At 71.6% G+C, this 25,782-nt stretch carries 26 protein-coding genes; 10 read left to right on the top strand and 16 right to left on the bottom strand.

What is annotated here, in order from left to right; all coding sequences use genetic code 11:
• The first annotated feature begins 111 nt into the window (after positions 1-111).
• The 5 genes from ACWEF2_RS12335 (at position 112) to ACWEF2_RS12315 (ending at position 5,705) form a co-directional block, all read left to right on the top strand.
• Positions 112-1,266, top strand: coding sequence for a glycosyltransferase (locus ACWEF2_RS12335; protein ID WP_453814521.1), 1,155 nt, complete (start codon positions 112-114; stop codon positions 1,264-1,266).
• Positions 1,263-2,234, top strand: a complete 972-nt coding sequence (locus ACWEF2_RS12330; protein WP_453814519.1) for an NAD-dependent epimerase/dehydratase family protein — start codon at positions 1,263-1,265, stop codon at positions 2,232-2,234. Before ACWEF2_RS12335 ends, ACWEF2_RS12330 begins: the two co-directional genes overlap by 4 nt.
• 66 nt (positions 2,235-2,300) lie before the next feature.
• On the top strand, positions 2,301-3,299 hold the full coding sequence (locus ACWEF2_RS12325) for an NAD-dependent epimerase/dehydratase family protein (protein ID WP_453814517.1): 999 nt from the start codon (positions 2,301-2,303) through the stop codon (positions 3,297-3,299).
• A complete protein-coding gene (locus ACWEF2_RS12320) occupies positions 3,296-4,336 on the top strand; it encodes an MraY family glycosyltransferase (protein WP_453814515.1) in 1,041 nt (346 codons plus the stop codon). Before ACWEF2_RS12325 ends, ACWEF2_RS12320 begins: the two co-directional genes overlap by 4 nt.
• A gap of 10 nt (positions 4,337-4,346) precedes the next feature.
• Complete coding sequence (locus ACWEF2_RS12315) at positions 4,347-5,705, top strand: polysaccharide biosynthesis tyrosine autokinase (RefSeq protein ID WP_453814620.1); 1,359 nt, start codon at positions 4,347-4,349, stop codon at positions 5,703-5,705.
• Here ACWEF2_RS12315 and ACWEF2_RS12310 read toward each other — a convergent pair.
• The 4 genes from ACWEF2_RS12310 to ACWEF2_RS12295 all read right to left on the bottom strand — a co-directional run bounded on the left by ACWEF2_RS12310 (position 5,683) and on the right by ACWEF2_RS12295 (position 10,011).
• A complete protein-coding gene (locus ACWEF2_RS12310; protein ID WP_453814513.1) occupies positions 5,683-6,270 on the bottom strand; it encodes an arsenate reductase/protein-tyrosine-phosphatase family protein in 588 nt (195 codons plus the stop codon). The two genes, ACWEF2_RS12315 and ACWEF2_RS12310, sit on opposite strands and share 23 nt — an antisense overlap.
• A gap of 62 nt (positions 6,271-6,332) precedes the next feature.
• Positions 6,333-8,120 (bottom strand): DUF4012 domain-containing protein, encoded by a 1,788-nt coding sequence (locus tag ACWEF2_RS12305; RefSeq protein ID WP_453814511.1) that lies wholly within the window; start codon positions 8,118-8,120, stop codon positions 6,333-6,335.
• Positions 8,110-8,658 (bottom strand): hypothetical protein, encoded by a 549-nt coding sequence (locus tag ACWEF2_RS12300; protein ID WP_453814509.1) that lies wholly within the window; start codon positions 8,656-8,658, stop codon positions 8,110-8,112. Before ACWEF2_RS12300 ends, ACWEF2_RS12305 begins: the two co-directional genes overlap by 11 nt.
• Positions 8,659-8,868: 210 nt before the next feature.
• Positions 8,869-10,011 (bottom strand): PQQ-dependent sugar dehydrogenase, encoded by a 1,143-nt coding sequence (locus ACWEF2_RS12295; RefSeq protein WP_453814507.1) that lies wholly within the window; start codon positions 10,009-10,011, stop codon positions 8,869-8,871.
• 86 nt (positions 10,012-10,097) lie between these two features.
• On the opposite strand from ACWEF2_RS12295, the gene ACWEF2_RS12290 reads away from it, so the two are divergent.
• Positions 10,098-10,850, top strand: a complete 753-nt coding sequence (locus ACWEF2_RS12290) for an SDR family NAD(P)-dependent oxidoreductase (protein WP_453814505.1) — start codon at positions 10,098-10,100, stop codon at positions 10,848-10,850.
• 35 nt (positions 10,851-10,885) lie between these two features.
• On the opposite strand, the gene ACWEF2_RS12285 is transcribed toward ACWEF2_RS12290, so the two are convergent.
• On the bottom strand, positions 10,886-12,106 hold the full coding sequence (locus tag ACWEF2_RS12285) for an ABC transporter ATP-binding protein (protein WP_453814503.1): 1,221 nt from the start codon (positions 12,104-12,106) through the stop codon (positions 10,886-10,888).
• A 177-nt stretch (positions 12,107-12,283) separates the two neighbouring features.
• Here ACWEF2_RS12285 and ACWEF2_RS12280 point away from each other — a divergent pair, with 177 nt between their 5' ends.
• Positions 12,284-13,282 (top strand): LacI family DNA-binding transcriptional regulator, encoded by a 999-nt coding sequence (locus tag ACWEF2_RS12280; protein WP_453814502.1) that lies wholly within the window; start codon positions 12,284-12,286, stop codon positions 13,280-13,282.
• On the opposite strand, the gene ACWEF2_RS12275 is transcribed toward ACWEF2_RS12280, so the two are convergent.
• Positions 13,254-13,739 carry a glutathione peroxidase gene (locus ACWEF2_RS12275; RefSeq protein ID WP_453814500.1) on the bottom strand — a complete coding sequence of 162 codons (486 nt, stop codon included), beginning with the start codon at positions 13,737-13,739 and terminating at the stop codon, positions 13,254-13,256. The two genes, ACWEF2_RS12280 and ACWEF2_RS12275, sit on opposite strands and share 29 nt — an antisense overlap.
• A 518-nt stretch (positions 13,740-14,257) precedes the next feature.
• Between ACWEF2_RS12275 and ACWEF2_RS12270 the strand changes: the two genes are divergently transcribed.
• The gene (locus tag ACWEF2_RS12270; protein ID WP_453814498.1) at positions 14,258-14,821 is read left to right on the top strand and encodes an aggregation-promoting factor C-terminal-like domain-containing protein; all 564 of its coding nucleotides are present in this window, start codon (positions 14,258-14,260) and stop codon (positions 14,819-14,821) included.
• A 66-nt stretch (positions 14,822-14,887) separates the two neighbouring features.
• Here ACWEF2_RS12270 and ACWEF2_RS12265 read toward each other — a convergent pair whose 3' ends face one another.
• From ACWEF2_RS12265 to ACWEF2_RS12250, 4 genes are all read right to left on the bottom strand, one after another.
• The gene (locus tag ACWEF2_RS12265; protein ID WP_453814496.1) at positions 14,888-15,529 is read right to left on the bottom strand and encodes a TetR/AcrR family transcriptional regulator C-terminal domain-containing protein; all 642 of its coding nucleotides are present in this window, start codon (positions 15,527-15,529) and stop codon (positions 14,888-14,890) included.
• A 167-nt stretch (positions 15,530-15,696) separates the two neighbouring features.
• Complete coding sequence (locus tag ACWEF2_RS12260) at positions 15,697-16,020, bottom strand: DUF202 domain-containing protein (RefSeq protein WP_453814494.1); 324 nt, start codon at positions 16,018-16,020, stop codon at positions 15,697-15,699.
• Entirely contained in the window at positions 16,017-16,358 is a 342-nt protein-coding gene (locus ACWEF2_RS12255; RefSeq protein WP_355590789.1) for a YidH family protein, read from the bottom strand. The genes ACWEF2_RS12260 and ACWEF2_RS12255 overlap by 4 nt, the downstream gene beginning before the upstream one ends.
• An 84-nt stretch (positions 16,359-16,442) precedes the next feature.
• Positions 16,443-16,844: a hypothetical protein gene (locus tag ACWEF2_RS12250; protein WP_453814492.1), complete on the bottom strand. Its 402-nt coding sequence runs from the start codon at positions 16,842-16,844 to the stop codon at positions 16,443-16,445.
• 270 nt (positions 16,845-17,114) lie between these two features.
• On the opposite strand from ACWEF2_RS12250, the gene ACWEF2_RS12245 reads away from it, so the two are divergent.
• The gene (locus ACWEF2_RS12245; protein WP_453814490.1) at positions 17,115-17,372 is read left to right on the top strand and encodes a ubiquitin carboxyl-terminal hydrolase 14; all 258 of its coding nucleotides are present in this window, start codon (positions 17,115-17,117) and stop codon (positions 17,370-17,372) included.
• A 32-nt stretch (positions 17,373-17,404) separates the two neighbouring features.
• On the opposite strand, the gene ACWEF2_RS12240 is transcribed toward ACWEF2_RS12245, so the two are convergent.
• Positions 17,405-18,988 (bottom strand): Na+/H+ antiporter, encoded by a 1,584-nt coding sequence (locus ACWEF2_RS12240; RefSeq protein WP_453814488.1) that lies wholly within the window; start codon positions 18,986-18,988, stop codon positions 17,405-17,407.
• Between the two features lie 83 nt (positions 18,989-19,071).
• Positions 19,072-20,457 (bottom strand): hypothetical protein, encoded by a 1,386-nt coding sequence (locus ACWEF2_RS12235; RefSeq protein ID WP_453814486.1) that lies wholly within the window; start codon positions 20,455-20,457, stop codon positions 19,072-19,074.
• A 316-nt stretch (positions 20,458-20,773) separates the two neighbouring features.
• On the opposite strand from ACWEF2_RS12235, the gene ACWEF2_RS12230 reads away from it, so the two are divergent.
• Positions 20,774-22,747, top strand: a complete 1,974-nt coding sequence (locus ACWEF2_RS12230) for an ATP-dependent DNA helicase (RefSeq protein ID WP_453814618.1) — start codon at positions 20,774-20,776, stop codon at positions 22,745-22,747.
• A 100-nt stretch (positions 22,748-22,847) separates the two neighbouring features.
• On the opposite strand, the gene ACWEF2_RS12225 is transcribed toward ACWEF2_RS12230, so the two are convergent.
• The 4 genes from ACWEF2_RS12225 to ACWEF2_RS12210 all read right to left on the bottom strand — a co-directional run bounded on the left by ACWEF2_RS12225 (position 22,848) and on the right by ACWEF2_RS12210 (position 25,722).
• Positions 22,848-23,633: an SGNH/GDSL hydrolase family protein gene (locus tag ACWEF2_RS12225; protein ID WP_453814484.1), complete on the bottom strand. Its 786-nt coding sequence runs from the start codon at positions 23,631-23,633 to the stop codon at positions 22,848-22,850.
• Positions 23,630-24,064 carry a type II 3-dehydroquinate dehydratase gene (gene aroQ, locus ACWEF2_RS12220; RefSeq protein ID WP_453814616.1) on the bottom strand — a complete coding sequence of 145 codons (435 nt, stop codon included), beginning with the start codon at positions 24,062-24,064 and terminating at the stop codon, positions 23,630-23,632. Before aroQ ends, ACWEF2_RS12225 begins: the two co-directional genes overlap by 4 nt.
• Positions 24,065-24,145: 81 nt before the next feature.
• Positions 24,146-25,222, bottom strand: coding sequence for a 3-dehydroquinate synthase (gene aroB / locus ACWEF2_RS12215; protein WP_453814482.1), 1,077 nt, complete (start codon positions 25,220-25,222; stop codon positions 24,146-24,148).
• Entirely contained in the window at positions 25,219-25,722 is a 504-nt protein-coding gene (locus ACWEF2_RS12210; RefSeq protein WP_453814480.1) for a shikimate kinase, read from the bottom strand. Before ACWEF2_RS12210 ends, aroB begins: the two co-directional genes overlap by 4 nt.
• Positions 25,723-25,782 lie beyond the last annotated feature (60 nt).

The following is a 25,782-nucleotide window of genomic DNA, read 5'->3' as shown; positions in this document are numbered from 1 at the left end:
CGCCGCCGTGACGGTGGCGGCGAACAGGTCAAACGGCGAGCTAGCTTCTCCGGGGTGACCAGGCCCACCACTGAGGAGCCAGTAATGAAGCCGGATAGACGGATTCGTGTCATGGAAATCATCGCACGCATGAATGTCGGCGGCCCGGCCACCCAGGTCTTGGGGGTGTACGAGCGACTGAACCGTGAGGAGTTCGACCATCGCCTCTACACCGGGGAGGTCGACGCCAGCGAAGGCGATCACCTCCGGCTCCACGAGGCCGACGTGCGGATCCACCGGGTCCCGGGTCTCGGCCGGTCGGTCCGGCCCGCCGACGACCTCCGCGCCCTGATCCACCTGACCTCCGCCATGCGCGAGTTCCGCCCACACGTGGTGCACACCCACACGGCCAAGGCGGGCGCGCTGGGGCGTACGGCCGCCCGGCTGGCCGGCGTCGGCTCCGCCAGGGTGCACGTCTTCCACGGCCACCTCCTGCACGGATACTTCTCATCGCCCAAGCGCCACCTCTACATCTGGTCGGAGCGGCTGCTCGCCACCATGTCCGACCGGCTGGTGGCCGTCGGATCCCAGGTGCGCGAGGACCTGCTGAGGGCCCGGATCGGCCGGCCCGAGCAGTACGCCGTGATTCCGACCGGTGTCGAGCTGGGTCACGTTCCCGAACGGGGGGCGGCCCGTGCCGCGCTGGGTCTTCCGATGGACGCGCCCGTCGTGGCGTACGTGGGCCGCCTCACCCAGGTGAAGCGGCCCGACCGTTTCCTGGCGGTGGCCGACGCCGTGCTCCAGCGGGTCCCGGGATGCCGCTTCGTCGTCTGCGGAGGCGGTGAGCTGAGCCGGGAGGTCGAGCGGAGCATCGAGCCCGTCCGCGACTCCTTCCACCTGCTGGGGTGGAGAAGAGACGTGGAGACGGTCTACGCCGCGGCCGACGTGGTCGTGCTGACCTCCGACAACGAGGGCACACCGCTGACCCTCATCGAGGCCGGGATGACCGGGACCCCGGTCGTCTCCACCCGGGTGGGGAGCGTCGCCGAGATCGTCAGAGACGGTCACACCGGTCTGCTGGCCTCGGCCGACGTGGGCGAACTGGCGGCGCACACCGTACGGCTGCTGTTCGATCCGGGGCTGGCACGGCGGATGGGCGAGTCCGCGCTCTACTGGACGACCGCCTCGTTCGGAGTGGAGCGCCTCGTCGCGGACACCGAGGCGCTCTACCGGTCGCTCTGCGGCGCGCGCGGGTCCCGGCCGGTCGCGGAGGGAACACTCCGATGAGATTCCTTGTCACCGGCGGCGCCGGGTTCATCGGCGCGAACCTCTGCCGCGCGCTCACGACCAGGCCGGAGACCGAGGGCGTCACGGTGCTGGACGACCTGAGCAGCGGAGATCCGGCCAACCTGGACGGCCTCGGGGTGGACCTCGTGACGGGCAGCATCCTGGACGGGGAGCTGCTGGCGAAGCTCGTCGCGGACGCCACCCACGTGATCCACCTGGCCGCGCGGCCCTCGGTGCCGCGGTCGCTGGCCGACCCCCTGGCCTCCCACACCGTCAACGCCACCGGAACCGTCCACGTCCTGGAGGCGTGCCGCCCGAGGAGGCCGCATCTGATCCTCGCCTCCTCGTCCTCGGTGTACGGCGACAGCATGGAGCCGCACAAGCACGAGGACCTGCCCACCCGTCCGCTCAGCCCGTACGGCGCCGGCAAGCTGGCCGCGGAGGCGTATGCCCTGGCGTACGCCGAAAGCTACGGCCTGCCGGTTCTGCCGTTCCGCTTCTTCAACGTCTACGGCCCCCTGCAGGCCGCCGACCACGCCTACGCGGCCGTCATCCCGATGTTCGTCTCCGCAGCCCTGCGGGGGCGGCCGGTGCCGATCCACGGCGACGGAGAGCAGGCACGCGACTTCACCTATGTGGGATCGGTGACCGACGTCCTGGTGGACGCGGCCACCCGGCGGGTGACAAGTGGAAAGCCGGTGAATCTGGCATTCGGCACACGCGTCTCACTGCTGTCTCTGAAGGACGTCCTCGCCTCGGTCCTCGGCCAGCCGGTCGAGGCGACCTTCCTGCCGCCGCGGACGGGGGACATCCGCGAGTCGCAGGCCGCTCCCCACCTGCTGGCCGGGCTGTTCCCCGGTGTCCGTCCCGTCTCCCTGGACGACGGCCTCCGCAGAACCGTGGCGTGGTTCGAGAAGACCGTGGATTCACGTCGCGGTGACGGGCGGGGACTCGGCACGTGCACCTGACGCCGTGCTCTCGCCACCCGCAAATACCCAGCAGTCTCCATCCCACACGAAATTCGGGAGAAGTCGGTGAGCAACTCAACAGCAAACACCTACCTGATAACCGGAGGGAGTGGTTTCGTCGGATCCCATCTGACCGACGCGCTGCTCGCACGCGGTGACTCGGTCGTGATTCTGGACAACCTGTCGACCGGACGCTCGGCCAACCTTCTCCAGGTCACGGGCCACCCCCGGCTACGCGTCGTCCACGGCTCGGTCCTCGACGAACTCATGGTCGACGAACTGGTCCACCGGTGCGACGTGGTCGTCCACCTGGCGGCCGCCGTCGGGGTCAAACTGATCGTGGAACAGCCGCTGCGCTCCCTGACCACCAACATCCGCGGCTCGGAGATCGTCATCGAGGCGGCCCACCGCTACCGGCGGAAGATCCTGATCACCAGCACGAGCGAGATCTACGGCAAGAACTCGGGCGGCCCGCTCACCGAGTCCTCCGACCGCATCCTGGGCAGCCCGGCGGTGGTCCGCTGGGCCTACAGCACGGCCAAGGCCGTGGACGAGATCCTGGCCAACGCCTACCACAAGGAACGCGGCCTGCCGACGATCATCGTCAGGCTCTTCAACACGGTGGGACCGCGCCAGAGTCCGGCCTACGGCATGGTCATCCCCCGGCTCGTCCGGCAGGCGCTCGGCGGGAGACCGCTCACCGTCTTCGGCGACGGCGGGCAGACCCGCTGCTTCGCCCATGTCAAGGACGTGGTCGACGCGCTGCTACGGCTTCTCGACCACAAGGACGCGATCGGCCAGACCTTCAACGTCGGCTCCAACGACGAGGTGAGCATCCTGGAACTCGCCAAGTTGATCACCGAGCTCACCGGCACCACGGCCGGGGTCGATCTCATCTCCTACGCCGAGGCCTACGAGGAGGGCTTCGAGGACATGATGCGCAGGGTGCCCGACACCACGAAGCTCCGCGAGCTCACCGGGTGGACGCCGAGGCGATCCCTCGACGACATCCTTACCGAGACGATCGCCGAGGCCCGTGCCGATCTGGCGGCGTCGCCGCGGTGAACGGCGTCACCGTCCTCACCGCGGGAGCGGTCGGCTGCCTGCTGAGCGCCGGAGCCACCCGGACGCTGGGGCGTCTCGCACTGCGCTGGGGTTTCACCGACCGGCCGGGCGGCTACAAGGCGCACGAGCGACCCGTTCCCTACCTGGGCGGCGTCGCGATCATGCTCGGTACGGTCACCCCGCCGCTCGGCCTCCTCGGCCTGGTGGACGACCAGGTCACCGCGATCATCATCGCCGCCGTGGCGGTGTCGCTGCTCGGACTGGTGGACGACCTCGCACCGCTGTCCCCGTTCACCAGACTGGCGGTCGAGTCGGTGGCCGCCGGCGGGGTCGTGCTGAGCGGGGTCCAGGCACCGGTGACCGGGTCGTGGCTGGACGCCCCGATCACCCTGCTCTGGATCGTCGTGATCACCAACTCGTTCAACCTGCTGGACAACATGGACGGGGCTCTCGGATCCGTCGCGGCGGTCAGCGCCGCCTTCCTCGCGGGAACGGCCTTCGTGTACGGCCAGCCGGTGGTCGGGGTGCTTCTGCTGACCCTGGCCCACGCCGGCATGGGCTTCCTGTTCTACAACTGGGCACCGGCGAAGGTGTTCATGGGGGACGCCGGTTCGCTGTTCATCGGCTTCGTCATCTCCTGCTCGGCCGTCCTGCTGACCACCGGCCGGGGTATGGGCACGGCGGTCGCGGGTCTGCTGCTGCCGACCTTCGTGGCGGCCGTGGACACCGCGGTGGTGATTCTGGCACGGAGAAGGGCGGGCCGTCCGCTGCTGCAGGGTGGCACCGACCACATCTCTCACCGGCTGCGCCGCCTCGGCCTCAGCACCAGGCTGACCGCCGCCATGCTCGCAGGCACCGCGGCCGTCACCGGCGCGCTCGGCCTGACGGTGGCGCTGGGATGGATCTCACCGCTCATCGCGACGATCGCCGCGGTAGGACCGGGCCTCGTCCTCCTCGACCTGCCCCAGCGGATGCGGGCCCGTCCGCCGGCCCAGCCTGCGACCCCTCCGACAGTCATCCATGAAAGGCGGCGATAGATCAGTGGAAATGCTCTACTACCTACGGCTCGTGGGCAGGAACTGGCTGCTCGTCCTGGTCTCACTGATCATCTCGGTGGCCGCCGCGCTCGTCGTCACCTCCAACACACCGCCCCGGTACATCGCGACGATCTCCATGCTGGTCTCCGGCCAGGACAGGGAGGGCAGCCTCTCCACCGCCTACCAGGCGGGAATGCTGTCGGCGCAGCGGGTGAAGTCCTACGCCAACCTGCTGACCAGCCGCCGGGTGGTCGGCCAGATCACCGAGAGCGAGGACGTCGAGCGTCTGCAGAGCAACATCACCGCCGAGGCGGTCCCGGAGACCGTGCTCCTGCGGGCCACGGTCACCGACACCGACCCGGCTCGGGCCGCGCGGCTGGCGAACGCCCTGGGGGTCGCGTTCACCGAGCTGATCAGCCAGATCGAACGGCCCACCCCGGCCAGCCGCCCCACCATCAAGGTGACGACGGTGGACGAGGCGGAGACCCCGGTGACCCCGATCAGTCCCCGGCCGCTGGCCAACCTCGCGCTCGCCGTGCTGGCGGCACTGTCCGTCTCCATCGGCGCGCTCATCCTCCGTGACCGCCTGGACACGACCATCAAGACGAGCGAGACGCTGCAGCGCGTGTCGAAGAGCTCGATCCTCGGCGTGATCGGCTACGAGCGGGACGCGCGGCGCCACCCCCTCATCGTCCGGGACCAGGGCCGCTCCTCCAGGTCGGAGGCGTTCCGCTCGCTCCGCACCAACCTGCAGTTCATCGGGGTCGACCGGCAGCCGAAGTCGCTGGTGGTCACCAGCTGCCTGCCGAGCGAGGGCAAGTCGTCCACCTCGGCCAATCTGGCGATCACGCTCGCGCAGGCCGGGTGGCGGGTGATCCTGGTGGACGGAGACCTCCGCCGGCCGAGCATCCCGCGCTATCTCGGGATCGAGGGGGCGGTCGGCCTGACCGACGTACTGATCGACAAGGCGCAACTGCCGGACGTCATCCAGACGTGGAGCGAACCGAACCTGTCGATCCTGCCCAGTGGCCGTATCCCGCCGAACCCGAGCGAACTGCTCGGCTCGCAGGGGATGCGGCAGCTGCTCGCCCGGCTCACCGAGGCGTACGACATGGTGATCGTCGACGCGCCGCCGCTGCTGCCCGTCACCGACGCCGCGACGCTCGCGGCGGTCTGTGACGGCACGCTGCTGGTCGCGCGGTACGGCAGGACCCGGCAGGAGCACATCACCCGTGCCGTGGAGATGCTGTCGTCGATCAACGCCCGTGTGGTGGGCAGCGTGCTGAACTTCACCCCGGCCAGGAGCGACCAGTACCGCGGCTACGGCTATGGCTACGAGCCCCAGGTCAAGACGTTGACGACTGTGTGAGCAACCGGAGCGGGACGGCGAGCGACCTGGCGATCCCCCGTCCCGCCGCCCGGTAGGCCCAGCGGGAACGCCGGTAGGGGTCCGGGATGTCGGGCCGATCCACCCGGACCAGCCCGCGCAGCGCCCGCGCCTCGGCCACCAGGGCGCGGGCCCGCCGTACCGGATCCCGGTGGCCGGCGATCCTCTCGGCCGGTACCGCGCGGGCCAGCGCGCCGAACTCGGCGATGGTGAAGGCCCGGGTTGCCGCGGGCAGGTGCCCGGCCACCGCTTCGGCGCGGTGCTGGGCGGTGGCGGTCAGCACCAGGTCGGCGGCGGCCACCAGTTCCGGGGTCAGCCGCCGGGAGACGAAGCCGCCGGGATCGCCACCGAGACGGACGAGGACGCGCCGCGCGTGCTCGGTCATCGCCCTTCCCTGCTCCGCGTGGGTGCCCGCGCTGGTCACCTGGAACGCCGGGCACGACCCGAGCGCCGACCGCGCCAGCCGTTCGGCCAGCGGGGAGCGGCAGATGTTCCCCGTGCACACGAACAGGATGTGGAAACCGGTGTCGTCCCCCGGCATGGGCATCGCTCTGTACATCCCTCCAGGATCGCGGATCGAGATCGTCGTGTCCGGGGGTCTCCGGGGCGTCAGGAGTGGCCGCCGGGGAGCGCGCAGCCCCGTGGGTCCTGGGTGATCCCGGTGTGCTGGGGACGGACCAGCGGCTGTACCGGAACCACCGGTGGCGCGCCGGAGGCGGGTTCCATCAGGTCGAGCTCCAGCGTCCTCGACTGCCCCGGGTTCAGCTCCAGCAGCGTCGAGTAGACGGGATGGGAGCGTTCGACCTCGCTGATGACCGACACACGGTCACCGTCGAGCCGTGCCGCGCCGAGTTCCGCGCCGACCCCGGCGTACAGCGAGACCCAGAGCAGGTTGGAGCCGACGACGTGCGGACGGCCGGGCGAGTCGAGACGGCCGGTGACGTAGCCGGGCAGTCTCCCCGCCGGCACGTCGTTGGTGAGCCGGACGCGGACCCTCACCGGACGCGTCCCGCCTCGGCAGGGACCCAGCTCGTAGTCGAGGGAGCGTTCCAGGTAGTAGTCGAGCTTGCCGCCGGCCGAGTTGTTGATCACCAGTCCGGCGAACGGGCCCGGCCGCCGGGACAGCACTCCGCCGAGCGGCGTCTCCGCCAGGTACCGCTGCTCGGCGGGCCTGCGGCTCCAGATCTGGAGCCGCCGCTCGCTCACCATGCGGGACAGCACGGTGAACAGCCTGGTGGGTCCCGCGGACGACTCGGTCAGCGCGTCGCCGACGGCGCCCGCGACTCCGACGAGGAACCGCTTGCGCTCCAGGGGGTCCGGATATCGGGCGTAGGCCGTCCGCTCGGTGAGGTCGACGACGTTCTCCGCGGTCAGCGTCTCCCCGCTGGGGAGGGTGACCGGGCCGATCAGCTCCAGCAGGTAGGAGAGCCCGACCGGGTCGGTCGCCACCGCGCCGTCCAGCCGCCGGTGGCTCTGCCGTTCCCAGAGCGCGGACCAGGTGGCCGCGGCGTACGGGAAGTGCGGGGAGAGGTTGGAGACGGAGAGCAGCCGGGTCGCGCCGGTCCCGTATCGGGACCGGTAGGCCGGGCCGTGGTCGGTGACGGGGACGGCGCTCTCGTCGAGGCCGGTGTTGGCGGAGAGCCGCCGGATGCCGATCTTGCCGCGATCGGCGTCCACCAGGCCGAACGCGCCGACCAGGCCGCCGGTGCCCCGCGCCTCGGCGTTGGTCTGGAAGGCCAGGAAGTAGCGGCGCGGGCCGTCGTGGCCCAGCATCGGGGGCAGCAGGGCGGCGGCGGTCGCCGCGTCACCGAGCCAGCCGCTCAGCCGATCCACTTCGCGCAGCGCCGTGTCGCGAGCCTGGTCCAGTACCCCGGCCCCGGTGTCCGCCGGGGTGACCGCCAGGCGGGCTCTCGCCCGGGCGAGGCGGGCGGCGGCGGTGTGCAGCACCGGGGCCGCCGCGTCGAGGTCGGCCAGCATCTGCCGCACGTCGTCCAGGGAACGTGTTCCGCCGGTGACGAACGCGTCCCCGGCCCGCTGAACCCCGGCCAGCACCTCGGTCAGCTCGGCGGCGGTCTCGGCCAGCCCGCGCACGGTCGCCGCGCCGTTCCCCACCAGCGGGGCGTGAGTGAGCAGCGACCAGTCGAGGCCGCCGGTGAGCCGGCGCGCCTGGGCCGCGGGCCGGCTCGCGTCCGCGAGCGCCCCGGCCAGATGGCCGAGGTCGCCCTCGTTCGCCAGGGCGCGCAGCCGGAGCAGCGCGCCTCTGGTCTCCTCCAGCCGATCTCGCACGCTCAGGCCGAGATAGGCCGACCAGCCCCCGGCCAGCGCGAGAACGGCGGCCGGGGCCAGCAGGCCGATCGCGACGACTCGCCGGCGCCTCTTGCCCGTCCTACCTGGCACTGGAAGTGCGACGGCGCCGTACGGAGATCAGGCTGCTCGCAGCCCCGGCGACCAGCAGTGAGGCACCCGCCGCGGCCACGGCCGACAGTGGCGCCCCGGTGAGGGGCAGTTCCTCAGAGGCCCGGTGCTCCCTGGTGAAGGCGGCCCGCTCGATGAGCTCCGCGCAGCGGGCGTCACCGCACTCGAAGCCGTCGGCGGACCTGTGCTCGGCCCCCAGGGCGTGGGCGTTCCGATGATGGTGGTGGTGGGCACTTCCGCCACCGCCACCGCCACCGCCACCGCCACCACCGCCGCCACCGCCCCCGCGACCACCACCGCCCCCGCCGCGACCACCACCGCGGCCACCGTTCCCGCCGTCGTCGTCATCGTCGTCGTCATCGTCGTCACAGGGGCGCGGTGGGTAGGGCGGCTTGTCCGGCGTGGACGCCGCGGCGGACAGACAGCCGGTCCAGGCAACCGCCGGTCCCGCGCTTATGAGCATCGGCCCGCCTCCCACGACCACCGCGAGAAGAACGGACACCGTGTATTTTCCAGCCATTTCAAAACTCCCCGCCAGCGTTGATCAAGGCTCGGGACACGTCATTCGGAATACGAATAAACATCTCCACGGAACCCGTTATATCGACCACCGCGAAAAGCGGCCCGCGCAGTCCGCGCCCCTTACTGAACGATCACCGACTGTTCTCTGTCCATTGACGGTCCGCCGGGGCCCGCCGGACGGCGGACTCCGTCCGGCCGCGCGGCGGGGTCAGCGCGCGCCTTCCAGCCGGTAGACCGGACCGGTCAGGCTGAGCGCGTACAGTTCGCCGTCGTGATCCTCACCGAAGGAGGACAGCTGCTCCACCCGGCCCTCGACCTCGCCCCGGCCCGGCTGGTCCGCGGGGGCCGACCTGACCCATCCGGCGCAGAAGTCACCGTAGAGGAAACGCCCGGCCAGGCCGGGGATCCGGCTGCCGCGATATACGTATCCGGCGATGACCGAGCAGTTCCCGTCCTCGCGCAGGGAGTACTCGATAACCGGGTCGACCGCGTCGCCGGGCGCCTCACCGGCGAACGGGTGGCGGCCCTCCCTGCGATTCCAGCCGTAGTTCCGGCCCCCCTTTCCCCGAGGCTCGAAATCGACCTCCTCCCAGGAGTTCTGGCCGACGTCACCGATCCACATGTCGCCCGTTCTCCGGTCGAAGGTGAACCGCCAGGGGTTGCGCAGGCCGTACGCCCAGATCTCGGGCTTCGCCCCCTGCCTGCCGACGAACGGGTTGTCCCGGGGCACCCGGTACGGCGTGCCGCGCGGGTCGATCCTGAGGATCTTCCCAAGCCAGGTGCCGGTGTTCTGGCCGTTGCCCTGTGGATCTCCCGCGCCGCCGCCGTCGCCGAACGCCACGTAGAGATGGCCGTCGGGGCCGAAGGCGAGCTGTCCGCCGTTGTGGTTGGCGTACGGCTTCCGCTGCACGAGCACGTCCCTGCGGCCGGTGGCCCTGCCGTCGGCGAAGGCCCACTCGGTGACGTGGACGTGGCCGTCGCGGTCGGTCCAGTCGAGGTAGAGGAAGTCGCCGCCGGGGTGGAAGGCCACCCCGAGCAGCCCCTGCTCGTTTCCCCGGCTCACCTCCGCCGAGAGGTCGACGACGGGTTCCGCGGTGACCTTGCCGTCCACCAGCGCGCGCAGCCGGCCCGGCTGCTCGGCCACGTAAAGGGTCCGGTCGCCCTTGCGCACGGCCATCGCCACCGGCATGTCCAGCCGCGCGACCTCGGCGAACCGCACCCGCTCCGCGGTTTTCCAGGTCGCCGGGCCGGAAGCGGCGGGGCGGGTGGGCGCCGAGCCGGCCGCGGAACAGGCCGCCAGCGTCGCGCAGAGCACGGCCGCCCCCACTCCGGCCCGGTAGAGAATCGGCATGTTCGTCATTTCTCAATGATGGGCGACGGCGGGCGGCGGAACGCGCGGGTTGCCGAATCCGGCCGGGCGGTCTCTAGACTGCGGACATGCCTTCAGCACTGATCACGGGCGCGACGGCCGGCATCGGTGCCGCGTTCGCCCGCCGCCTGGCCGCGGACGGATTCTCCCTTGTCCTGGTCGCGAGGGACAAGGATCGCCTGGGCGCCTCCGCCGAGAGCCTGCGCCTGCGTTACGGGGTGGGGGTCGAGGTGCTCCCCGCGGACCTGTCCACCGACGAGGGGCTGGGGAAGGTCGAGAAACGGCTCGCCGAGGGGGTCGACCTGCTGGTCAACAACGCGGGCTTCGGTCATCCGGGCTCCTTCCTCGACGTCCCGGTCGCCGAGGAGCTGCGGATGCTCAAGGTGCACTGCGAGGCGGTGCTCCGGCTGACCATGGCCGCGCTGCCCGGAATGCGGGAGCGGGACCGGGGCGCGGTGATCAACGTGGCGTCGGTCGCGGCGTTCTTCACCCGGGGCAGCTACAGCGCGTCCAAGGCGTGGGTGGTCAGCTACAGCGAGTCCGTGGCCGCGGAGCTGACCGGCACCCGGGTGCGGGTGATGGCGCTGTGCCCGGGGTTCGTCCGCACCGAGTTCCACGAGCGCGCCTCGATGGACACCTCGGGCATCCCGGCTTTCCTGTGGTTGTCGGCGGACGACGTGGTGCGGGAGGCCATGCGGGATCTGGCCAGGGGCAGGCGGGTGAGCGTTCCCGACCTGCGCTACAAGGTCATCGTCGGGGTCGGCAGGTTGATCCCCAAGGGCCTGGCCGGTCAGGTCTCCCGCCGTCTCGGCCGCGAGTAGGAGGCGGTCCCGCCCCGGCGGGGAGAGCGGAACGTTCAGACGCGGGCGGCGGCCGGGTGGCCGATCGCCAGACCCGAGACCGGGTCGAAGAAGTGCAGGTTGTGGGTGTCGACGGCCAGGTCGACCTGCTGGCCGGGGCGGACGTGGCTGCGGGAGTTCACCCGGGCGGTCCACAGCGACTTGTCGCCGACCAGCGGCAGGGTCGCCTCCTCGTCCTCACCGGCGTCGGCCGCGGCGACGGTGTCCTGGTGCTGGACGGGCGGGGCGTCGATCAGGAACAGGACGTTGATCTCGGAGCCGAGCTCCTCGGTGACCTGGGCGCGGACCTGCAGACCGCTCCAGCCCCCGGCCGTGCCGTTGGCGGCGACGGCGTCGTCGAAGTCGGAGGGGCGGATGCCCAGGATGAGCTTCCTGCCGAACCACCGGTCGAGGCCGGGCTTGCCGGCGAAGGTCGCGTCCGGCACCGGGAGGCTGAAGCCGGCGAAGGTGACGGCCGCGCCGCCGTCGCCGCGGACCAGCTCGGCGTTGACGAAGTTCATCGACGGGGAACCCATGAAGCCCGCGACGAACAGGTTGACCGGCTGGTCGAAGAGGTTCTGCGGGGTGTCCACCTGCTGGAGCAGGCCGTCGCGCAGCACGCAGACGCGGTCGCCGAGGGTCATGGCCTCGACCTGGTCGTGGGTGACGTAGACGGTGGTCACGCCGAGGCGCTCGTGCAGGGTGTTGAGTGAGGCGCGCATGGAGACGCGGAGCTTGGCGTCCAGGTTGGAGAGCGGCTCGTCCATGAGGAACGCCTGGGGCTCTCGGACGATGGCGCGGCCCATCGCGACACGCTGGCGCTGACCGCCGGACAGGGCGGCCGGCTTGCGCTTGAGGTACTGCTCCAGGCCGAGCATCTTGGCGGCCTCGTTGACCCGCTTGGAGATCTCCGTCTTGGGCATCTTGCGGAGCTTGAGGCCGAAGGCGAGGTTCTCCTCGACGGTCATGTGCGGGTAGAGCGCGTAGTTCTGGAAGACCATGGCGATGTCGCGGTCTTTGGGAGGCAGGTGGTTGACCACCCGGTCGCCGATGGAGATCTCGCCACCGCTGATGTCCTCAAGGCCGGCGATCATGCGCAGGGCGGTGGACTTGCCACAGCCGGACGGGCCGACCAGCACCATGAACTCGCCGTCCCGGATCTCAAGGTCGAGACCGTTCACGGCTTTGACACCGCCCGCGTAGATCTTGTCGACTTTGCTGAGCACGATGGATGCCATGGAGAATCCTTAGCTCCTCGGGCCAACCCCGCGTTCACCCGGTGTGGATACGTTTTCATGCATCTCACCGGAAACGGACATCCGTGTCAAGAGTTCTGCCGACCTCGCCTAGTCAGCACCACATCTTTTCTCCCTGCGCACTGGATCAACTACAGAAAATATGTTGGAATCGTTTCCATGAACATGCGTCGTACCACCATCAAGGACGTCGCCGAGGCGGCGAGGGTGGGGGTGGCCACGGTGTCGCGGGTGCTGTCCGGCGGCTCGGCCAGTCCCGAGACCAGGGAGCGGGTGCTGAGCGTCGCGGCCCAGCTCGACTACCGGCCGAGCGCGCTCGGCCGCAACCTGCGTCAGCGGCGCTCGGGCGGGATCGGGCTGCTGCTGCCCGACATCACCGACACCCTCTACGCCCGCCTGGCCGACGGCGTGCTCACCTGCGCGCGCTCGGCGGGCGAGCCGGTGATCCTGGGCGCGACGGGTGACGACGAGGAGCGCGAGGCCGAGCTGATCGGCATGCTGCTGGAGCAGGGCGTGGACCGGGTGATCGCGGTCCCCTCCGGCGACGGCGAGACCTGGGCGCCCACCCTGCGCGCCGGGCTCACCACGGTGTTCGCGCACCGGATCGCCGCCGGGCGCGACGACGTGCCCGCGGTGCTGGCCGACGACCGCACCGGGGTGCGGACCGCAGTGGACTACCTGACCGGACTGGGCCATCGCCGCATCGCCTACCTCGGCGGCCCGGGGCAGGAAAAGCGGCTCTCGGCGTTCCGGCAGACGCTGGGCCCCCTGGTCGACGAGGAGCTCATCGTCCTGGCTCGCGGCACCCGCGACTCCGCCTACGCGGTCGCCGCCGGGCTCTTCCAGCACCGGCCCGACCTGACCGCGGTGCTGGCCGGGGGCAACCTGCTGGGCGAGGCGGCGGTGCTGGCCGCCAGGGAGCTGGACCTGCGGGTGCCCAGGGACCTGTCGCTGGTCATGTTCGACGACGTGCCCTGGGCCGAGCTGTGCTCTCCTCCGCTGACCGTGATCGCCCAGCCCGCGCAGGACATCGGCTACCGCGCGGCCGAACTGGTGCTGCGCGCGGGCGGCCGACGGCCGCGGAACGTGCTGCTGCCCACCGAGCTGATCGTCAGGGGGAGCTGCGGGCCTAGAGGGACTTCTCGATCGCCTCGATGACCGCGGGGTCGCCGGGCTCGGTGCCCGGGCGGAAACGGGCCAGCACCTCTCCGTCACGCGAGATCAGGAACTTCTCGAAGTTCCACCGGACGTCCCCGGCCTCCCCCTCGGCGTCGGCGGCCTGGGTGAGCGAGGCGTAGAGGGGGTGCCGGTCGTCACCGTTGACGTCCGTCTTGGCGAGCAGCGGGAAGTCGGCACCGTAGGTGGTGGAGCAGAACTCCTGGATCTCCTCGGCGCTGCCCGGCTCCTGGCCCATGAACTGGTTGCAGGGGACTCCGACGACGGTGAGACCCGCCTCGCCGTAGGTGCGCTGGAGCTGAACCAGGCCCTCGTACTGCGGGGTGAGCCCGCACCGGGAGGCCACGTTCACCACCAGGGCCGCCCGGTCACCGGCCAGCTCGGCGAGCGTGGTGGGCGCGTCGGCGAGAGTGCGGATGGGGATGTCACGAATACTCATGATCTACACCCTAATCCTTTATCAGGTTTGGGAGTTATGTCATCTATGGCGTGAAATGTGAGAGGGCCACCGGCGAGACGGCGGGCCTCTCACCGGGGGCCGGTCCCTTCCCCGCCGATCCGAGGAGCGCCGGGAGGCGCCACGGCTCGCCACGCACGGGCGTGGACGCGCCTCCAATCACCCGGCCGGCACTGATCCAAACCCCATGCCGGAATGATTTTCACCTCGTCCCGCCGCATAGGTGAACCGCCGGCGGTCAGTCGGACCCCGCCGAACCACCCGTAGACCACGAAGATCGGGCAAACACCTTCTCTCCGCATGTCGCAATCACCTCTCGCCGCTCCTCCGGCGTACTAGAAAGCGGCCTAGAGAAACCGTCGTGGTGTCTCATGCCGGAAACGGGCCGGCGAGACCACGCGGGTATTCCCCGTCCGAGCCACGGGCGCCGGAACGTCAGGCGCACGGGGGGCCATGTCCCCCGCGCGCCCCCCGCACGCGGCCAGCGGACAAGGATGAATGTGAACAGCTACCGCGTTCTGCGCAACACCGTTGTGACCATGCTCGCCGCCTCAACCATGGTCGGGTCGATGGCGATCGGGCGAGCCGAGGAGATGGGGCAGGCCGAGGAGGCCGGTCAGATCGGGCAGATCGGGCAGGCCGAAGCCGAGCAGGCCGGGGAGATCGCGGAGCCGGCCCTGAGGGCGCCGACGAGGACGATCCACCGGGCCGTCTGGTTCACCCGGACCGCCCCCAGGGTCAGGCCGGTCGTGCGAGCTCCGAAGGTCAGGAACAAGGCGATCGCGTTCCGCCTCGTCGCCCGCCGCTCGTGGTCCCACGACCAGTTCCAGTGCCTGGACAGCCTGTGGACCAGGGAGAGCAACTGGAATCATCAGGCGCACAACCCGTCATCGGGTGCCTACGGCATCCCCCAGGCGCTGCCGGGCTCGAAGATGAGCGACAGCGGCGGGGACTGGCGGTCGAACCCGATCACGCAGATCCACTGGGGTCTGCGCTACATCAAGAGCCGCTACGGGTCACCGTGCGGCGCCTGGGGTCATTTCCGGTCCAGCAACTGGTACTGACCGCGCGAGGAGTATCCAGGGGAAGGGAGCACTCCTCGGACGCCCGGGGCCTCCGGGTCCCGGGCGTCACCCCGCGAGCCGTACGGCGATCGCCTGGATGAGCAGGTCCAGGCCGAACGCGAACTCCGCCTCGTGGTCGCACTCGGCCAGCTCAGCGGCCACCCCGTTCACCCGCGGGAACAGCAGGGGATCGACATCGCCGACCTGGATGTCGGAGCAGTGCACCGGGGCGAACGTCGGGGTGACCCCGACCTCGCGCAGCAGCGAGCCCACGATGTAGGCGATGAACACCCGCAGGACGCGCAGCGCGTCACGCCCGTCGAACCCGGCGCTGTGCAGCGTGGCCAGGGCCCGCTCGACCGCCGGAAGCCCCGCGGTCGACTGGAGCCGACGGCTGACCACCACCATCGTGCAGCGGGGGTGGTGGTGCGCGATCTGCCGGAACGCGAGCGCCTGCGCCCGCACCCGATCGGGCCAGCCGGCGTCCGGATCGTCGATGAACTCGATCTTCGAGAGCACGGTCTCGGCCACCCCGTCCAGCAGCGCGGACTTGTTGGGCACGTGGTTGTAGAGGGACATCACCCCCACCCCCAGATCCGCCGCGATCCTGCGCATGGACACCGCGTCGGCACCCTCCCGCTCAATGAGGTCGATGGCGGCGGCGACGATTCGCGGTCGGGAGAGCGGCTCGGCAGACATACGGCCCATTGTCTACTCCTCCCGGCGCCCGCACGCCGTACACGCGCGACTCCGTACGCCCCCCGCCGGGACGGCGTACGGCTCACCGGAACGGGCGGCCGGCGAGCAGGTCCGGCGGGACCGCGCGCCCCACCGGGCGGGACCGCCGGAGCCCTCCCGGGCCGGCGTCCGGAGCCCTATCGGATCAGCATGAAGACGGCTGCTCCGGCGGCGACGGCGAGGGTGGCGAACCAGGCGATGAGGGCGTCGGCCCTGTTGTCGAGGGGGCTGCACTCGTGGAGGGCCCGCTGGACGCGCTGATAGCGGATACCGGTGCGGGCGAGCAGGAGCGCACCGCAGGCCGCGGCCAGGACGAAGGGGATCGCGGCGGGCGGTGGGACGCCGGCGCGCAGCGCGACACCCCCCGCCCCCAGGCTGCCGACCGCCAGCAGGGCCGCGGTACGGACCCAGGCCAGCCGGGTCCGCTCACTCTGCAGGCCCTCGTCCCAGATGCGGGTCATCGGCCCATCAGGATAAGGATCATGGCGAGCACGGCCACGGCCGCCACGCCGTACCCGAGGACGGGGGCCAGCGCGGGCGCCGGTAGCGGGGCGGCGCTGCGCAGGGCGCGCTCAACCCGGCGCCAGCGGGGGTAGGCCATCGCGGCGGACAGGGCCGACAGCGACACCAGGGTCAGCGCCAGCACCGTCCGCATCCACGGGACGAAGACATCGGCGGAGACCGCGGCCATCGCGACACCGCCCGCGCTCAGCGCGAGCGACGTGCTCAGCCAGGTCAGAAAGGTGCGTTCGTTCGCGAGCGTGAACCGAGGGTCCGGTTCGTCTCCAGACGTAGCCATACCACCGACGCTACTTCCACCCCTTTTCCCCTAGAGAACCCGGGAATGTTTCTCACCGGGAGCTAGGGGGAAAGGAGCCGGACCTCAGCTGCAGGCGGAGGTCAGCTGCTCGACCCACTTCACCGAGTCCGTCGCGACCTTCTGCGCCGCGTCGACCGCGCCGTTGGCGTCGGTGACGTTCAGGCCCTCCAGGGACTTGCCGATCCCGTCGGCGGCCTCCTTGAGCGTGGTGTTGGACGCCTTGTCCGCCAGGTCGCCGAGCTTGGCGCCCCCGTCGTTGAGCGCCTTCTCCATCGCGGCGGGGTCGTCGACCAGGCCGGTGATCTTCTGCAGGGTGTCGGTGACGATGCCGGTGGCCTGCAGGCACTGCTGAGCCCTGTCGATGCCCTCGGACGCCTGCTGAACCTCCGAGCATCCGGTGGTGACGACAAGAGCGGCCAGCGCGGAGGCGGCGAGAACGGGGATCCGTCGCGAAAGGGGGCGCATGCCCAGACCCTACCCAACGAACCGATATCACAGGCGCATACATACCGGCTCGTTACCGGTCGGTTCCGGCGGGCGCGGAGAACAGAAGGGGCGGGAGTAAGGTGGAACCGCCCTCGGCGTTCGGCTGAGCGTCACCCCGAGTGACCACGGACCGCCACAACCCGCGACGGGGACCCGCCGGCATCCGCGACGCCACCCGGCGCCCGCGGCGGATCGGCCGGCCTCCGGGACACGGTCCTCCAGGACCGTCAGAGACCCACGAGGGAGAACATGCCTACCTGCGAACATCTCACGTCGGCCCAGGACCCGTCCCCGCGCACGCCCGAGGGATGCCAGGAGTGCCTGGCGATCGGCAGCAGATGGGTCCATCTGCGCAAGTGTCTGTCCTGCGGGCACGTCGGCTGCTGTGACTCCTCGCCCAACAAGCACGCCACCGCCCACTTCAAGGAGGTCGGCCACCCGGTCATCGCCTCCTTCGAACCGGGCGAGCACTGGCGGTGGTGCTATCTCGACAACATCGTCGGCTAGCTCCGCGACCGGCTCGTGATCGGCCCGGCGGGCTAGTCGCGCTCCAGGGTGGCCTCTTCGAAGTCGAGCTCGTGGATGACCCTGTTGAGCACCTCGTCGTCGATGCGCCCCTCGTCACGCAGGCGTACGAACACCTCGCGCCCGGCCGCCAGCATCTCCCTGCGCAGCCGCCGGTAGACGGTGCTCGGCGTCTCCTCGCCCTCGGGCCCCGTCCCCCCGCCGAGCCGTTCCCAGGCGGTGAGCGCCCGGCGTTCGGCCCGGGACCTGAGCTGCTCCACGACCTCCTCGTGCACGTCGGCGACGCCCTCGGCCACCAGTTCCTCCAGCCGGGCGAGCTCGGCGGCGGCCGCCGCCTGCTGGGCCTCGGCCTCGGCGAGGTTGTCGGCGAAGACCTCCTCCTCGTTGGAGACCCGCAACCGCCGGATGAGCGCCGGAAACGACATCCCCTGGACCAGCAGGGTGCCGATCACCACCACGAAGGTGAGGAAGAGCAGCGTGGGCCGGCCGGGAAATCCCTGCGGGATGGCGAAGGCCGCGGCCAGGGAGACCACCCCGCGCATGCCGGCCCAGCCCACCACGACCACGTTCTCCCAGGGCGGCGGACGCGGCTCGCGCCGCCGGACCCCCCCGAAGAGGACCCTGGGCAGGTAGACGCTGGGCACGATCCAGACGGCCCTGGCGAGGACGGTGGCGGCGAAGACCGCCAGCGCCATCCCGGCGAGCCTCCAGGGGCTCTCCCCCTCCAGCGCCCTCATGATCGGCCACAGCTGCAGGCCGATCAGCACGAAGACGACCGTCTCCAGGAAGAAGTCCACCACCCGCCAGACGGCGTCGGACAGCAGCCGGGTGCCGAAGCCCGCGCGGGGCATGCGGTGGCCGACGTAGAGGCCGACGATCACCACGGCGATCACGCCGGAGGCGTGCGCGGCCTCGGTCGCGAGATAGACGCCGAACGGGATGAGCAGCATGACGGTGTTCTCGACGAGCGCGTCCCGGAGCCTCATCAGTATCCACGTCAGGCACCAGGCCAGGACGAGGCCGATCACCACGCCGCCCGCCGCGGAGTAGAGAAAGCCTGTGGTGGCCTCCAGCCAGCTGATCCCCTCCCCCAGCGTGGCGGCGACGGCCACCCGGTAGACGGTGAGCGCGGTGGCGTCGTTGAACAGGCTCTCCCCGATCAGGATGGTGACCACCCTGCGTGGAAGCCCGAGTCTGCGCGCCACCGCGACCGCGGCGACCGCGTCGGGCGGCGCGACGATCGCGCCCAGCGCGAACGCGGCGGCCGGCGGCAGGGCGGGCAGAAGCAGATGGGTGACCCAGCCGACGACCAGCGTGGTGAACAGCACCAGGCCGACCGAGAGCAGCGCGACCGGACGGCGCACCGCCTTGAGCCTCAGGTAGGAGCTGTCGATGGCCGCGGAGTAGAGCAGCGGCGGCAGGAAGACCAGCAGGATCAGTTCGGGGTCCAGCTCGTAGCCGGGCACCAGCGGGGACAGCACCAGCCCGGCCGGCACGAGCAGCAGCGGCGCCGGCCAGCCCCTGCGCCTGGCCACGGCCGCCACCGCGATGGCGACGATCGGCACGGCCAGCAGTCGCACGGCCGACACCTGATCCATGCCACTCCCCACCCGTTTACGGGTGATCAGCCTACGGGAGACCCGCTACCCGCGCGGCATCCGCCACGGCGGGGCCCCGCGGCTCACCACTCGCGGCGCTCGTCGCGGTCGTCACGGCGCTGCTCGTCGTAGCGCTGCTCCGGGCGAAGCCGCTCACCGGTGGAGTGCGGCGGATCCTGGACGTAGGGGCGCGGCACCCGCTGGCCGGGCTGCCGGCCGCGCAGTCCCAGCGGGTCGGACGGGTCCACCTCCTGCTGGTAGGCGGGCGGCGTACCGTACAGGTCGCGCAGGTCCGCCGGATGACCGGCCTGCGGGGACCGCTGGGCGCCGAACCCGTAGGGGTCGGGCTGGGCGGGGGCGGGATAGCCGTAGGGGTCGGGCTGCGCGGTGCCGTAGGCGGGCTGCTCCGGGAATCCGGAGGGGTCGGTGGAGTGCCCGGGCGGAGGGTGGGGTGCCGGGTGCGGCCGGTGGCCCGAGGCCGGGAACTGCTCGGCGTGGGGGGCGAAGGGGTCCACCGGCTGCTGCCTGGTGGGCGGGGGGGCGAAGGGGTCCACCGGGGCCGGGGGGGCCGTGCCGTACGGATCCGGCTGCCGGCTCTGCGGCGGCATGCCGTACGGGTCGGGCTGCGGGCCCTGCGACGGCGCGGCGAACGGGTCGGCCTGCGAGGGGGACGGGGTGAACAGATCGGGTTGCGGGGACGGTCCGGCGAACGGGTCGGGCTGCCGGGCGGTGCCGTACGGATCCGGCTGACGGCCGTGGGACGCCAGGCCGTACGGGTCGGCCTGGCGGGCCTGTGGCGCCCCGTAGGAGTCGGGTTGCGGGGACGGCGCGCCGTACGGGTCGGGCCCCTGCGGCGCGTAGGGGTCGCCGGGCAGCTGGTAGGGCGGGTCGCCGGGACCGGAGCCGAGCGGGTCGCCCGGCTGCGGCTGCCCGTAGGCCAGGGAGTCGTTCACGATCATGTTCTCCCGCGGCACCGCGTCGGCCGGGCCGTATCCGGCGAGCGCCCGTTCCTGGGATCGGTCCAAAGGCGACGCGACACCGCGTGCGACCAGCACATCGGTGGGGCTGAGGGCCGCGGCCTGGCGCGGTTCCTCCGGCGGGGCGATCACCTGGGGGGCCGGGTCGGGGTGCTGCGGCGGCCGGGGGTAGTCCTCGGGACGGGGCCGGGCGTACTGCCCGGTGCCGGGGAACTCGCCGTGCGCCGGGTAGCCGGGCCGGTCGGCCGTCTGGGGCTGCTCGTCGACCTCGTCGGGATACTGGCCTCCGGCCTCGACGAAGCCCTCGTCAAGGGTGTCCACCAGGCGTCCCACGTCGTTCATGGGCATGCGGAAACTCGCGGTGCACATCTCACCGCGCCACAGGCTCAGCACCAGGGTGCCTTCGTGCCAAGTGACCCGGAGCACCCGCTCCTGGCCACGCTCGTCAAAGAACACCTCGCCGAACGACGGCAACGGGACAACTTCCGACATGGAGGACATAGTGCTTTAACCAGCCTTTATTAGTCCACTCAACCTCGGGAAACCCTACCGAACCGGTCTTTCCGTCCCCATCCTCCGCCTGGTTAACACCCCAGCGGACGATCTTCCTTGACCTTATCCAGGTCGGCGAGCCGGATGATCCAGCCAGTTTGCCATGCGATACGAGCCTCACGTTCCGGAATACCGGGATGCGTCCGCCAGATGACTCCCCGGAGCCAGCCACGTCTGTCGGGAGGAGCGGGTACGGTTGGCTGTCGTGCCGACCGACTCCATCGCTCCCGCCGAAGACGCCTCCGCCGCAGGGGACATGCCCCCGGTCGAGGAGCTGCTCAGCACCGCCGTGACCGCCGTGGGCGGGGTCGAGCGCCCCGGCCAGGTCAAGATGGCACAGGCGGTGGAGGAGGCGATCCGCTCCGGCGACCACCTCGCCGTCCAGGCGGGCACCGGCACCGGCAAGTCCCTGGCCTACCTGATCCCCTCGATCCGGCACGCCATGGCCTCCAAGGGCGCCGTGGTCGTCTCGACCGCCACCATCGCGCTCCAGCGCCAGCTCGTCGACCGCGACCTGCCCCGGCTCGCCGAGGCGCTCGCCCCGGAGCTGCCGCACGAGCCCACGTTCGCGATCCTCAAGGGCCGCCGCAACTACCTGTGCCGTTACAAGGCCAGTGCGGGATGGCCCGACGAGGAGCAGGACCAGCTCTTCGACCCGCGTGAGGTGAGCACGACCGGGCGGATGGTCCAGCGCATCCAGGAGTGGGCCCAGGAGACCGAGACCGGCGACCGCGACGAGCTGGTCCCGGGCGTCAACGAGCAGTCCTGGCGGCAGTTCTCGGTGAGTTCCAGGGAATGCCTGGGCGCCACCCGCTGCCCGAGCGGAATGGAGTGCTTCGCCGAGCTGGCCCGCGCCCGCGCCGGTGAGGCCGACATCGTCGTCACCAACCACGCGCTGCTCGCGATCGACGCCATGGAGGACTTCTCCCTCCTGCCCGAGCACGACGTGGTCGTGGTGGACGAGGCCCACGAGCTGGTCGACCGGGTCACCTCGGTGGTGACCGGGGAGCTGTCGGAGCAGACGGTGGCGCTGGCCGTGCGCCGGGTCGGGAGGCTGATCGAGCAGTCCGTCTCCGACCGGCTGCTGGAGGCGGGGGAGGACCTGAAGTCCCTGCTCGCCGCCGCGCCCGCCGGACGCCTCGACGAGCTCCCCGATGTGCTCGGGCTGACCCTCGCCCTGGTGCGCGACTCGGCATGGGGGTGCGTCACCGCGCTGGGCCCCCGGATGGGCGGCGACAAGGACGACCCGGAGGGCGCGGGGCTGCGCAAGGCGGCCTTCACCGCCCTGGACGAGGTCCACGACACCGCGCAACGGATGCTGGAGGCGTTCGGCCACGCCGAGGAGGTGGACCGGGCCGAGGTGGTCTGGCTGGAGGCGGGCACCGAGCGGCGCCCGCCCCTGCTGCGGATCGCCCCGCTGACCGTGGCGGGCATGCTCCGCGACAAGCTCTTCGGCGACCGCACGGTGGTACTGACCTCCGCCACGCTCGCCCTGGGCGGCGCCTTCGACGGCCTGGCCCGTCAGTGGGGCCTCGGAGCCGGCGACGAGAAGGACAGGCGGGCCGGCTGGACCGGCCTGGACGTCGGCTCGCCCTTCGACCACCCGCGCAGCGGCATCCTCTACATCGCCAGGCACCTGCCCCAGCCGGGCCGCGACGGCCTGCCCGAGGTCTACCTTGAGGAGATCACCGAGCTGATCCAGGCCACGGGAGGCCGGACCCTGGGCCTGTTCTCCTCGATGCGCGCCGCCAAGGCCGCCACCGAGGCGCTCCGGGAGAGGCTCGGCGTGCCCCTGCTCTGCCAGGGAGACGACTCCACGATGCTGCTGGTCAAGCGGTTCGCCGAGGACGAGCCGACCTGCCTGTTCGGCACCCTCTCCCTCTGGCAGGGCGTGGACGTGCCGGGGCCGTCCCTGCGGCTGGTCGTCATCGACCGCATCCCTTTCCCCCGCCCGGACGATCCGCTGAGCTCGGCCCGCCAGCGCCACGTCGCCGCCAAGGGCGGCAACGGCTTCATGTCCGTGGCGGCCACCCACGCCGCCCTGCTGCTCGCCCAGGGCGCCGGGCGCCTGCTCCGCAGCCAGCACGACCGGGGCGTGGTCGCGATCCTGGACCCCCGGCTGGCCACCGCCCGCTACGCCGGCTTCCTCCGCGACTCCCTGCCCCCCTTCTGGCCCACCCACGACCCCGCCAAGGTCCGCGACGCGCTCAGGCGCCTCGGCGCCTCGTAGGACTCCGCTCCGGGGGGCGTCTCAGGAGACCGGGACGGAGCCGGGCCAGGGGGCGTTCAGGGGGCCGGGCCGGAGGCGGGGGCACCGGGCCGGAGGCGGGTCAGGGGAAGATCGTCAGGTCCGGGCGCTTGGGGTCGAGGCCATCGCCGGAGGAGCGCCCTCGCAGGCGGCGGGCGACCCACGGGCCGAGATGCTCACGCACCCATCGGACGTCCTCCGCGCGCCTGACCCGGGGGTCCAGCCGCCCGCGCGGCGGCCACGTCCTGCGCCAGTCGTCCTCGCAGTCGATCCCGAGCACCTCGCACACCTTGGCTGCCACCATCCGGTGCCCCTCCTCGTTCATGTGCAGGCGGTCGTCGCTCCAGGCCCGCCAGTCGCGCAGGCCCTGCATCGACCACTGGTCCACCAGGCGGCAGCCGTACAGGTCGGAGATGGACCTGACATGCAGGTAGAAGATCGCGAACGTGCCGCGGGCGCGGCGCATGATCGGGGTGTCGCGCGGATCCACACCGGTGAAGAGCAGCACCTCGGCACCGGTGGCGCGCAGGTCGCGTACGGCTCCCGCCAGCCTCTTGGCCATCCGGTCGGGGTCGCTGCCGGGGCGGAGCAGGTCGTTGCCCCCCGCGCAGAGGCTGACCAGATCGGGCCGGAGCCCGATCGCGCGCGGGACCTGCTGCTCGACGATCTGGTCGATGAGCCTGCCCCGCACGGCGAGGTTGGCGTAGCGGAACTCCGGATCGAGCGCGGCCAGCCGCTCGGCGACCCGGTCGGCCCAGCCCCGATGGTGCCCGAGCCCCACCGGTCCCGTGCCGCCCCCGGTGGGGACGGGGTCGTTCAGCCCCTCGGTGAAGCTGTCGCCCAGGGCGACGAAGGAGCGGTAGCTCACTCCTGGCTCTCCGCGACGGCGTGCAGCGCGAGCACGTAGGACCTCAGCCCGAAGCCCGCGATGGTGCCGGTGGCCACGGCGGCGACCACCGAGGTGTGCCGGAACTCCTCGCGGGTGGCCGGGTTGGTGATGTGCACCTCGATCAGGGGCGCGGTGCGCTGGGCGATGGCGTCGCGCAGCGCGTAGGAGTAGTGGGTGAACGCCGCCGGGTTGAGAATCACCGGGATCCGGCCGTCGGCCGCCTCGTGCAGCCAGGTGACCATCTCGGCCTCGTCGTCGGTCTGCCGGACCTCCACCGACAGGCCCAGCCCCCGGCCGGTGTCCCGGCAGAGCGCCGCCAGGTCGGCGAAGCTCTCGGCACCGTAGACGTCCGGCTCCCGGACGCCGAGCCTCGACAGGTTGGGGCCGTTGAGAACGTACACGGGCCTCATCTGGTCACTCACCGTTCCTCGCCGGCCGCCTGTCCCCGGCGGAGTCCATGTCGCCCAGCCGCCGTGAGAGCGCCGCCGGGCTCACCGGGCGACCTCGTGGTAGGCGGCTTCGAGCAGTTCCTCAGGCGGGTCCTCCAGCAGGGACACCTTGGCCAGGTCGTCCAGGACGACGAAGCGCAGCCTGGCTCCCCGGCTCTTCTTGTCCAGCCGCATGTGGTCGCGGAGCTCGGGCCAGGCGTCGCGGCGGTAGGAGGTGGGCAGCCCGACCGAGGCCAGTACGGACCGGGTGCGCTCCACGACGCCGGAGCCGATCCGGCCGTCCAGCCGGGACAGCTCGGCGGCGTAGACCATGCCGATGGCGACGGCCTCGCCGTGGCGCATCCGGTACCCCTCGACCCGCTCGATGGCGTGGGCCAGGGTGTGGCCGTAGTTGAGGATCTCCCGCAGGCCGCCCTCGCGCAGGTCGGCCCCGACCACGTCGGCCTTGACCTGGATCTTCCGCTCGATCAGCTCCCTGGTGTGCCGCCCCTCGGGGCGCCGGGCGCCGGCCGGGTCGTCCTCGATGAGCGCCAGGATCACCGGGTCGGCGATGAACCCCCCCTTGATGATCTCGGCGAGGCCGGCGACGTAGTCGTCACGGGGCACCGAGAGCAGCGTGGCCAGGTCGCACAGAACGCCCGCCGGGGGGTGGAAGGAACCGACCAGGTTCTTGCCCTCGGGGGTGTTGATCCCGGTCTTGCCGCCGATCGCGGCGTCGACCATGCCGAGCAGCGTGGTCGGCACCTGCACGACCTTGACACCGCGCAGCCAGGTGGCGGCGGCGAAGCCGGCCAGGTCGGTGGTGGCTCCCCCGCCGACACCGACCACGGCGTCGGAACGGGTGACGCCGTGACGGCCGAGGTCCGACCAGAGCCCGGCGACCACCTCGACCGTCTTGGCCTGCTCGGCGTCGGGCACCGGCAGCGGGACGACGTGGTATCCGCCGGCCTCGATCGCTCCGCAGACGGGCCGGGCGAGCTCCGGCAGGCCCGCCGGGTGGATCACCGCGACGGTGCGGGCCGAGGGGCCGAGCAGCCCCGGCAGCTCACCGAGCACACCGGTGCCGACCACCACGTCGTAGGGGGCCTCACCGCCGACCTTGATCCTGGAGATCGTCATTGCTCCAGTCCCTTCAGGATCTCGTCGGCGACCTCGTCCGGATCGCGCTCGTCGGTGGCCACGGTGAGCACCGCCAGCCCCTCGTAGATCGGGCGGCGGGCGTCCATCAGCTTCTTCAGCCGGCTGCGCGGGTTCAGCACGAGCAGTGGGCGCGCCGAGGCCAGGCCCACCCGCTGCACGGCCTGCGACAGGCCGACCTCCAGGTAGACGACCGGATGACCGGCCAGCAGCTCCCGAGTGGCCTCGGCCAGGACGGCGCCGCCGCCGAGGGAGAGCACACCGTCGTGTTCGGCGAGCGCCTGCCGTACGGCCCACGCCTCCAGCTCCCGGAAGTGCTCCTCGCCGTCCTCGACGAAGATGTCACTCACCGGCTTGCCCGCTGTGATCTCCACATCGGCGTCGGTGTCGCGGAAGCCGACCTGCAGCCGGTCGGCCAGCAGGCGGCCGACGGTCGACTTGCCCGCTCCGGGGGCACCGACCAGGACCACGCGAGGACTCACTGCGCCTCCTCGGCGGGCGTCCCGGCGGGCCGGGGGACGGATCCGTCCCGGCCGCCGATC

This window comes from Streptosporangium sp. NPDC004631, assembly GCF_053601935.1.
This window is presented reverse-complemented; position numbering and strand designations above follow the sequence as displayed.

Coding starts and splice junctions, on each gene's coding strand:
- ACWEF2_RS12260 (WP_453814494.1), bottom strand. CDS start 16,020: ATGACCCGCATCTGGGACGAGGGCCTGCAGAGTGAGCGGACCCGGCTG.
- aroB (WP_453814482.1), bottom strand. CDS start 25,222: ATGACGATCTCCAGGATCAAGGTCGGCGGTGAGGCCCCCTACGACGTG.
- ACWEF2_RS12290 (WP_453814505.1), top strand. CDS start 10,098: ATGCCTTCAGCACTGATCACGGGCGCGACGGCCGGCATCGGTGCCGCG.
- ACWEF2_RS12245 (WP_453814490.1), top strand. CDS start 17,115: ATGCCTACCTGCGAACATCTCACGTCGGCCCAGGACCCGTCCCCGCGC.
- ACWEF2_RS12310 (WP_453814513.1), bottom strand. CDS start 6,270: ATGCCCATGCCGGGGGACGACACCGGTTTCCACATCCTGTTCGTGTGC.
- ACWEF2_RS12240 (WP_453814488.1), bottom strand. CDS start 18,988: ATGGATCAGGTGTCGGCCGTGCGACTGCTGGCCGTGCCGATCGTCGCC.
- ACWEF2_RS12280 (WP_453814502.1), top strand. CDS start 12,284: ATGAACATGCGTCGTACCACCATCAAGGACGTCGCCGAGGCGGCGAGG.
- ACWEF2_RS12255 (WP_355590789.1), bottom strand. CDS start 16,358: ATGGCTACGTCTGGAGACGAACCGGACCCTCGGTTCACGCTCGCGAAC.
- aroQ (WP_453814616.1), bottom strand. CDS start 24,064: ATGAGGCCCGTGTACGTTCTCAACGGCCCCAACCTGTCGAGGCTCGGC.
- ACWEF2_RS12265 (WP_453814496.1), bottom strand. CDS start 15,529: ATGGGCCGTATGTCTGCCGAGCCGCTCTCCCGACCGCGAATCGTCGCC.
- ACWEF2_RS12235 (WP_453814486.1), bottom strand. CDS start 20,457: ATGTCGGAAGTTGTCCCGTTGCCGTCGTTCGGCGAGGTGTTCTTTGAC.
- ACWEF2_RS12300 (WP_453814509.1), bottom strand. CDS start 8,658: ATGGCTGGAAAATACACGGTGTCCGTTCTTCTCGCGGTGGTCGTGGGA.
- ACWEF2_RS12250 (WP_453814492.1), bottom strand. CDS start 16,844: ATGCGCCCCCTTTCGCGACGGATCCCCGTTCTCGCCGCCTCCGCGCTG.
- ACWEF2_RS12275 (WP_453814500.1), bottom strand. CDS start 13,739: ATGAGTATTCGTGACATCCCCATCCGCACTCTCGCCGACGCGCCCACC.
- ACWEF2_RS12285 (WP_453814503.1), bottom strand. CDS start 12,106: ATGGCATCCATCGTGCTCAGCAAAGTCGACAAGATCTACGCGGGCGGT.
- ACWEF2_RS12295 (WP_453814507.1), bottom strand. CDS start 10,011: ATGCCGATTCTCTACCGGGCCGGAGTGGGGGCGGCCGTGCTCTGCGCG.
- ACWEF2_RS12230 (WP_453814618.1), top strand. CDS start 20,774: ATGCCCCCGGTCGAGGAGCTGCTCAGCACCGCCGTGACCGCCGTGGGC.
- ACWEF2_RS12315 (WP_453814620.1), top strand. CDS start 4,347: ATGCTCTACTACCTACGGCTCGTGGGCAGGAACTGGCTGCTCGTCCTG.
- ACWEF2_RS12335 (WP_453814521.1), top strand. CDS start 112: ATGGAAATCATCGCACGCATGAATGTCGGCGGCCCGGCCACCCAGGTC.
- ACWEF2_RS12330 (WP_453814519.1), top strand. CDS start 1,263: ATGAGATTCCTTGTCACCGGCGGCGCCGGGTTCATCGGCGCGAACCTC.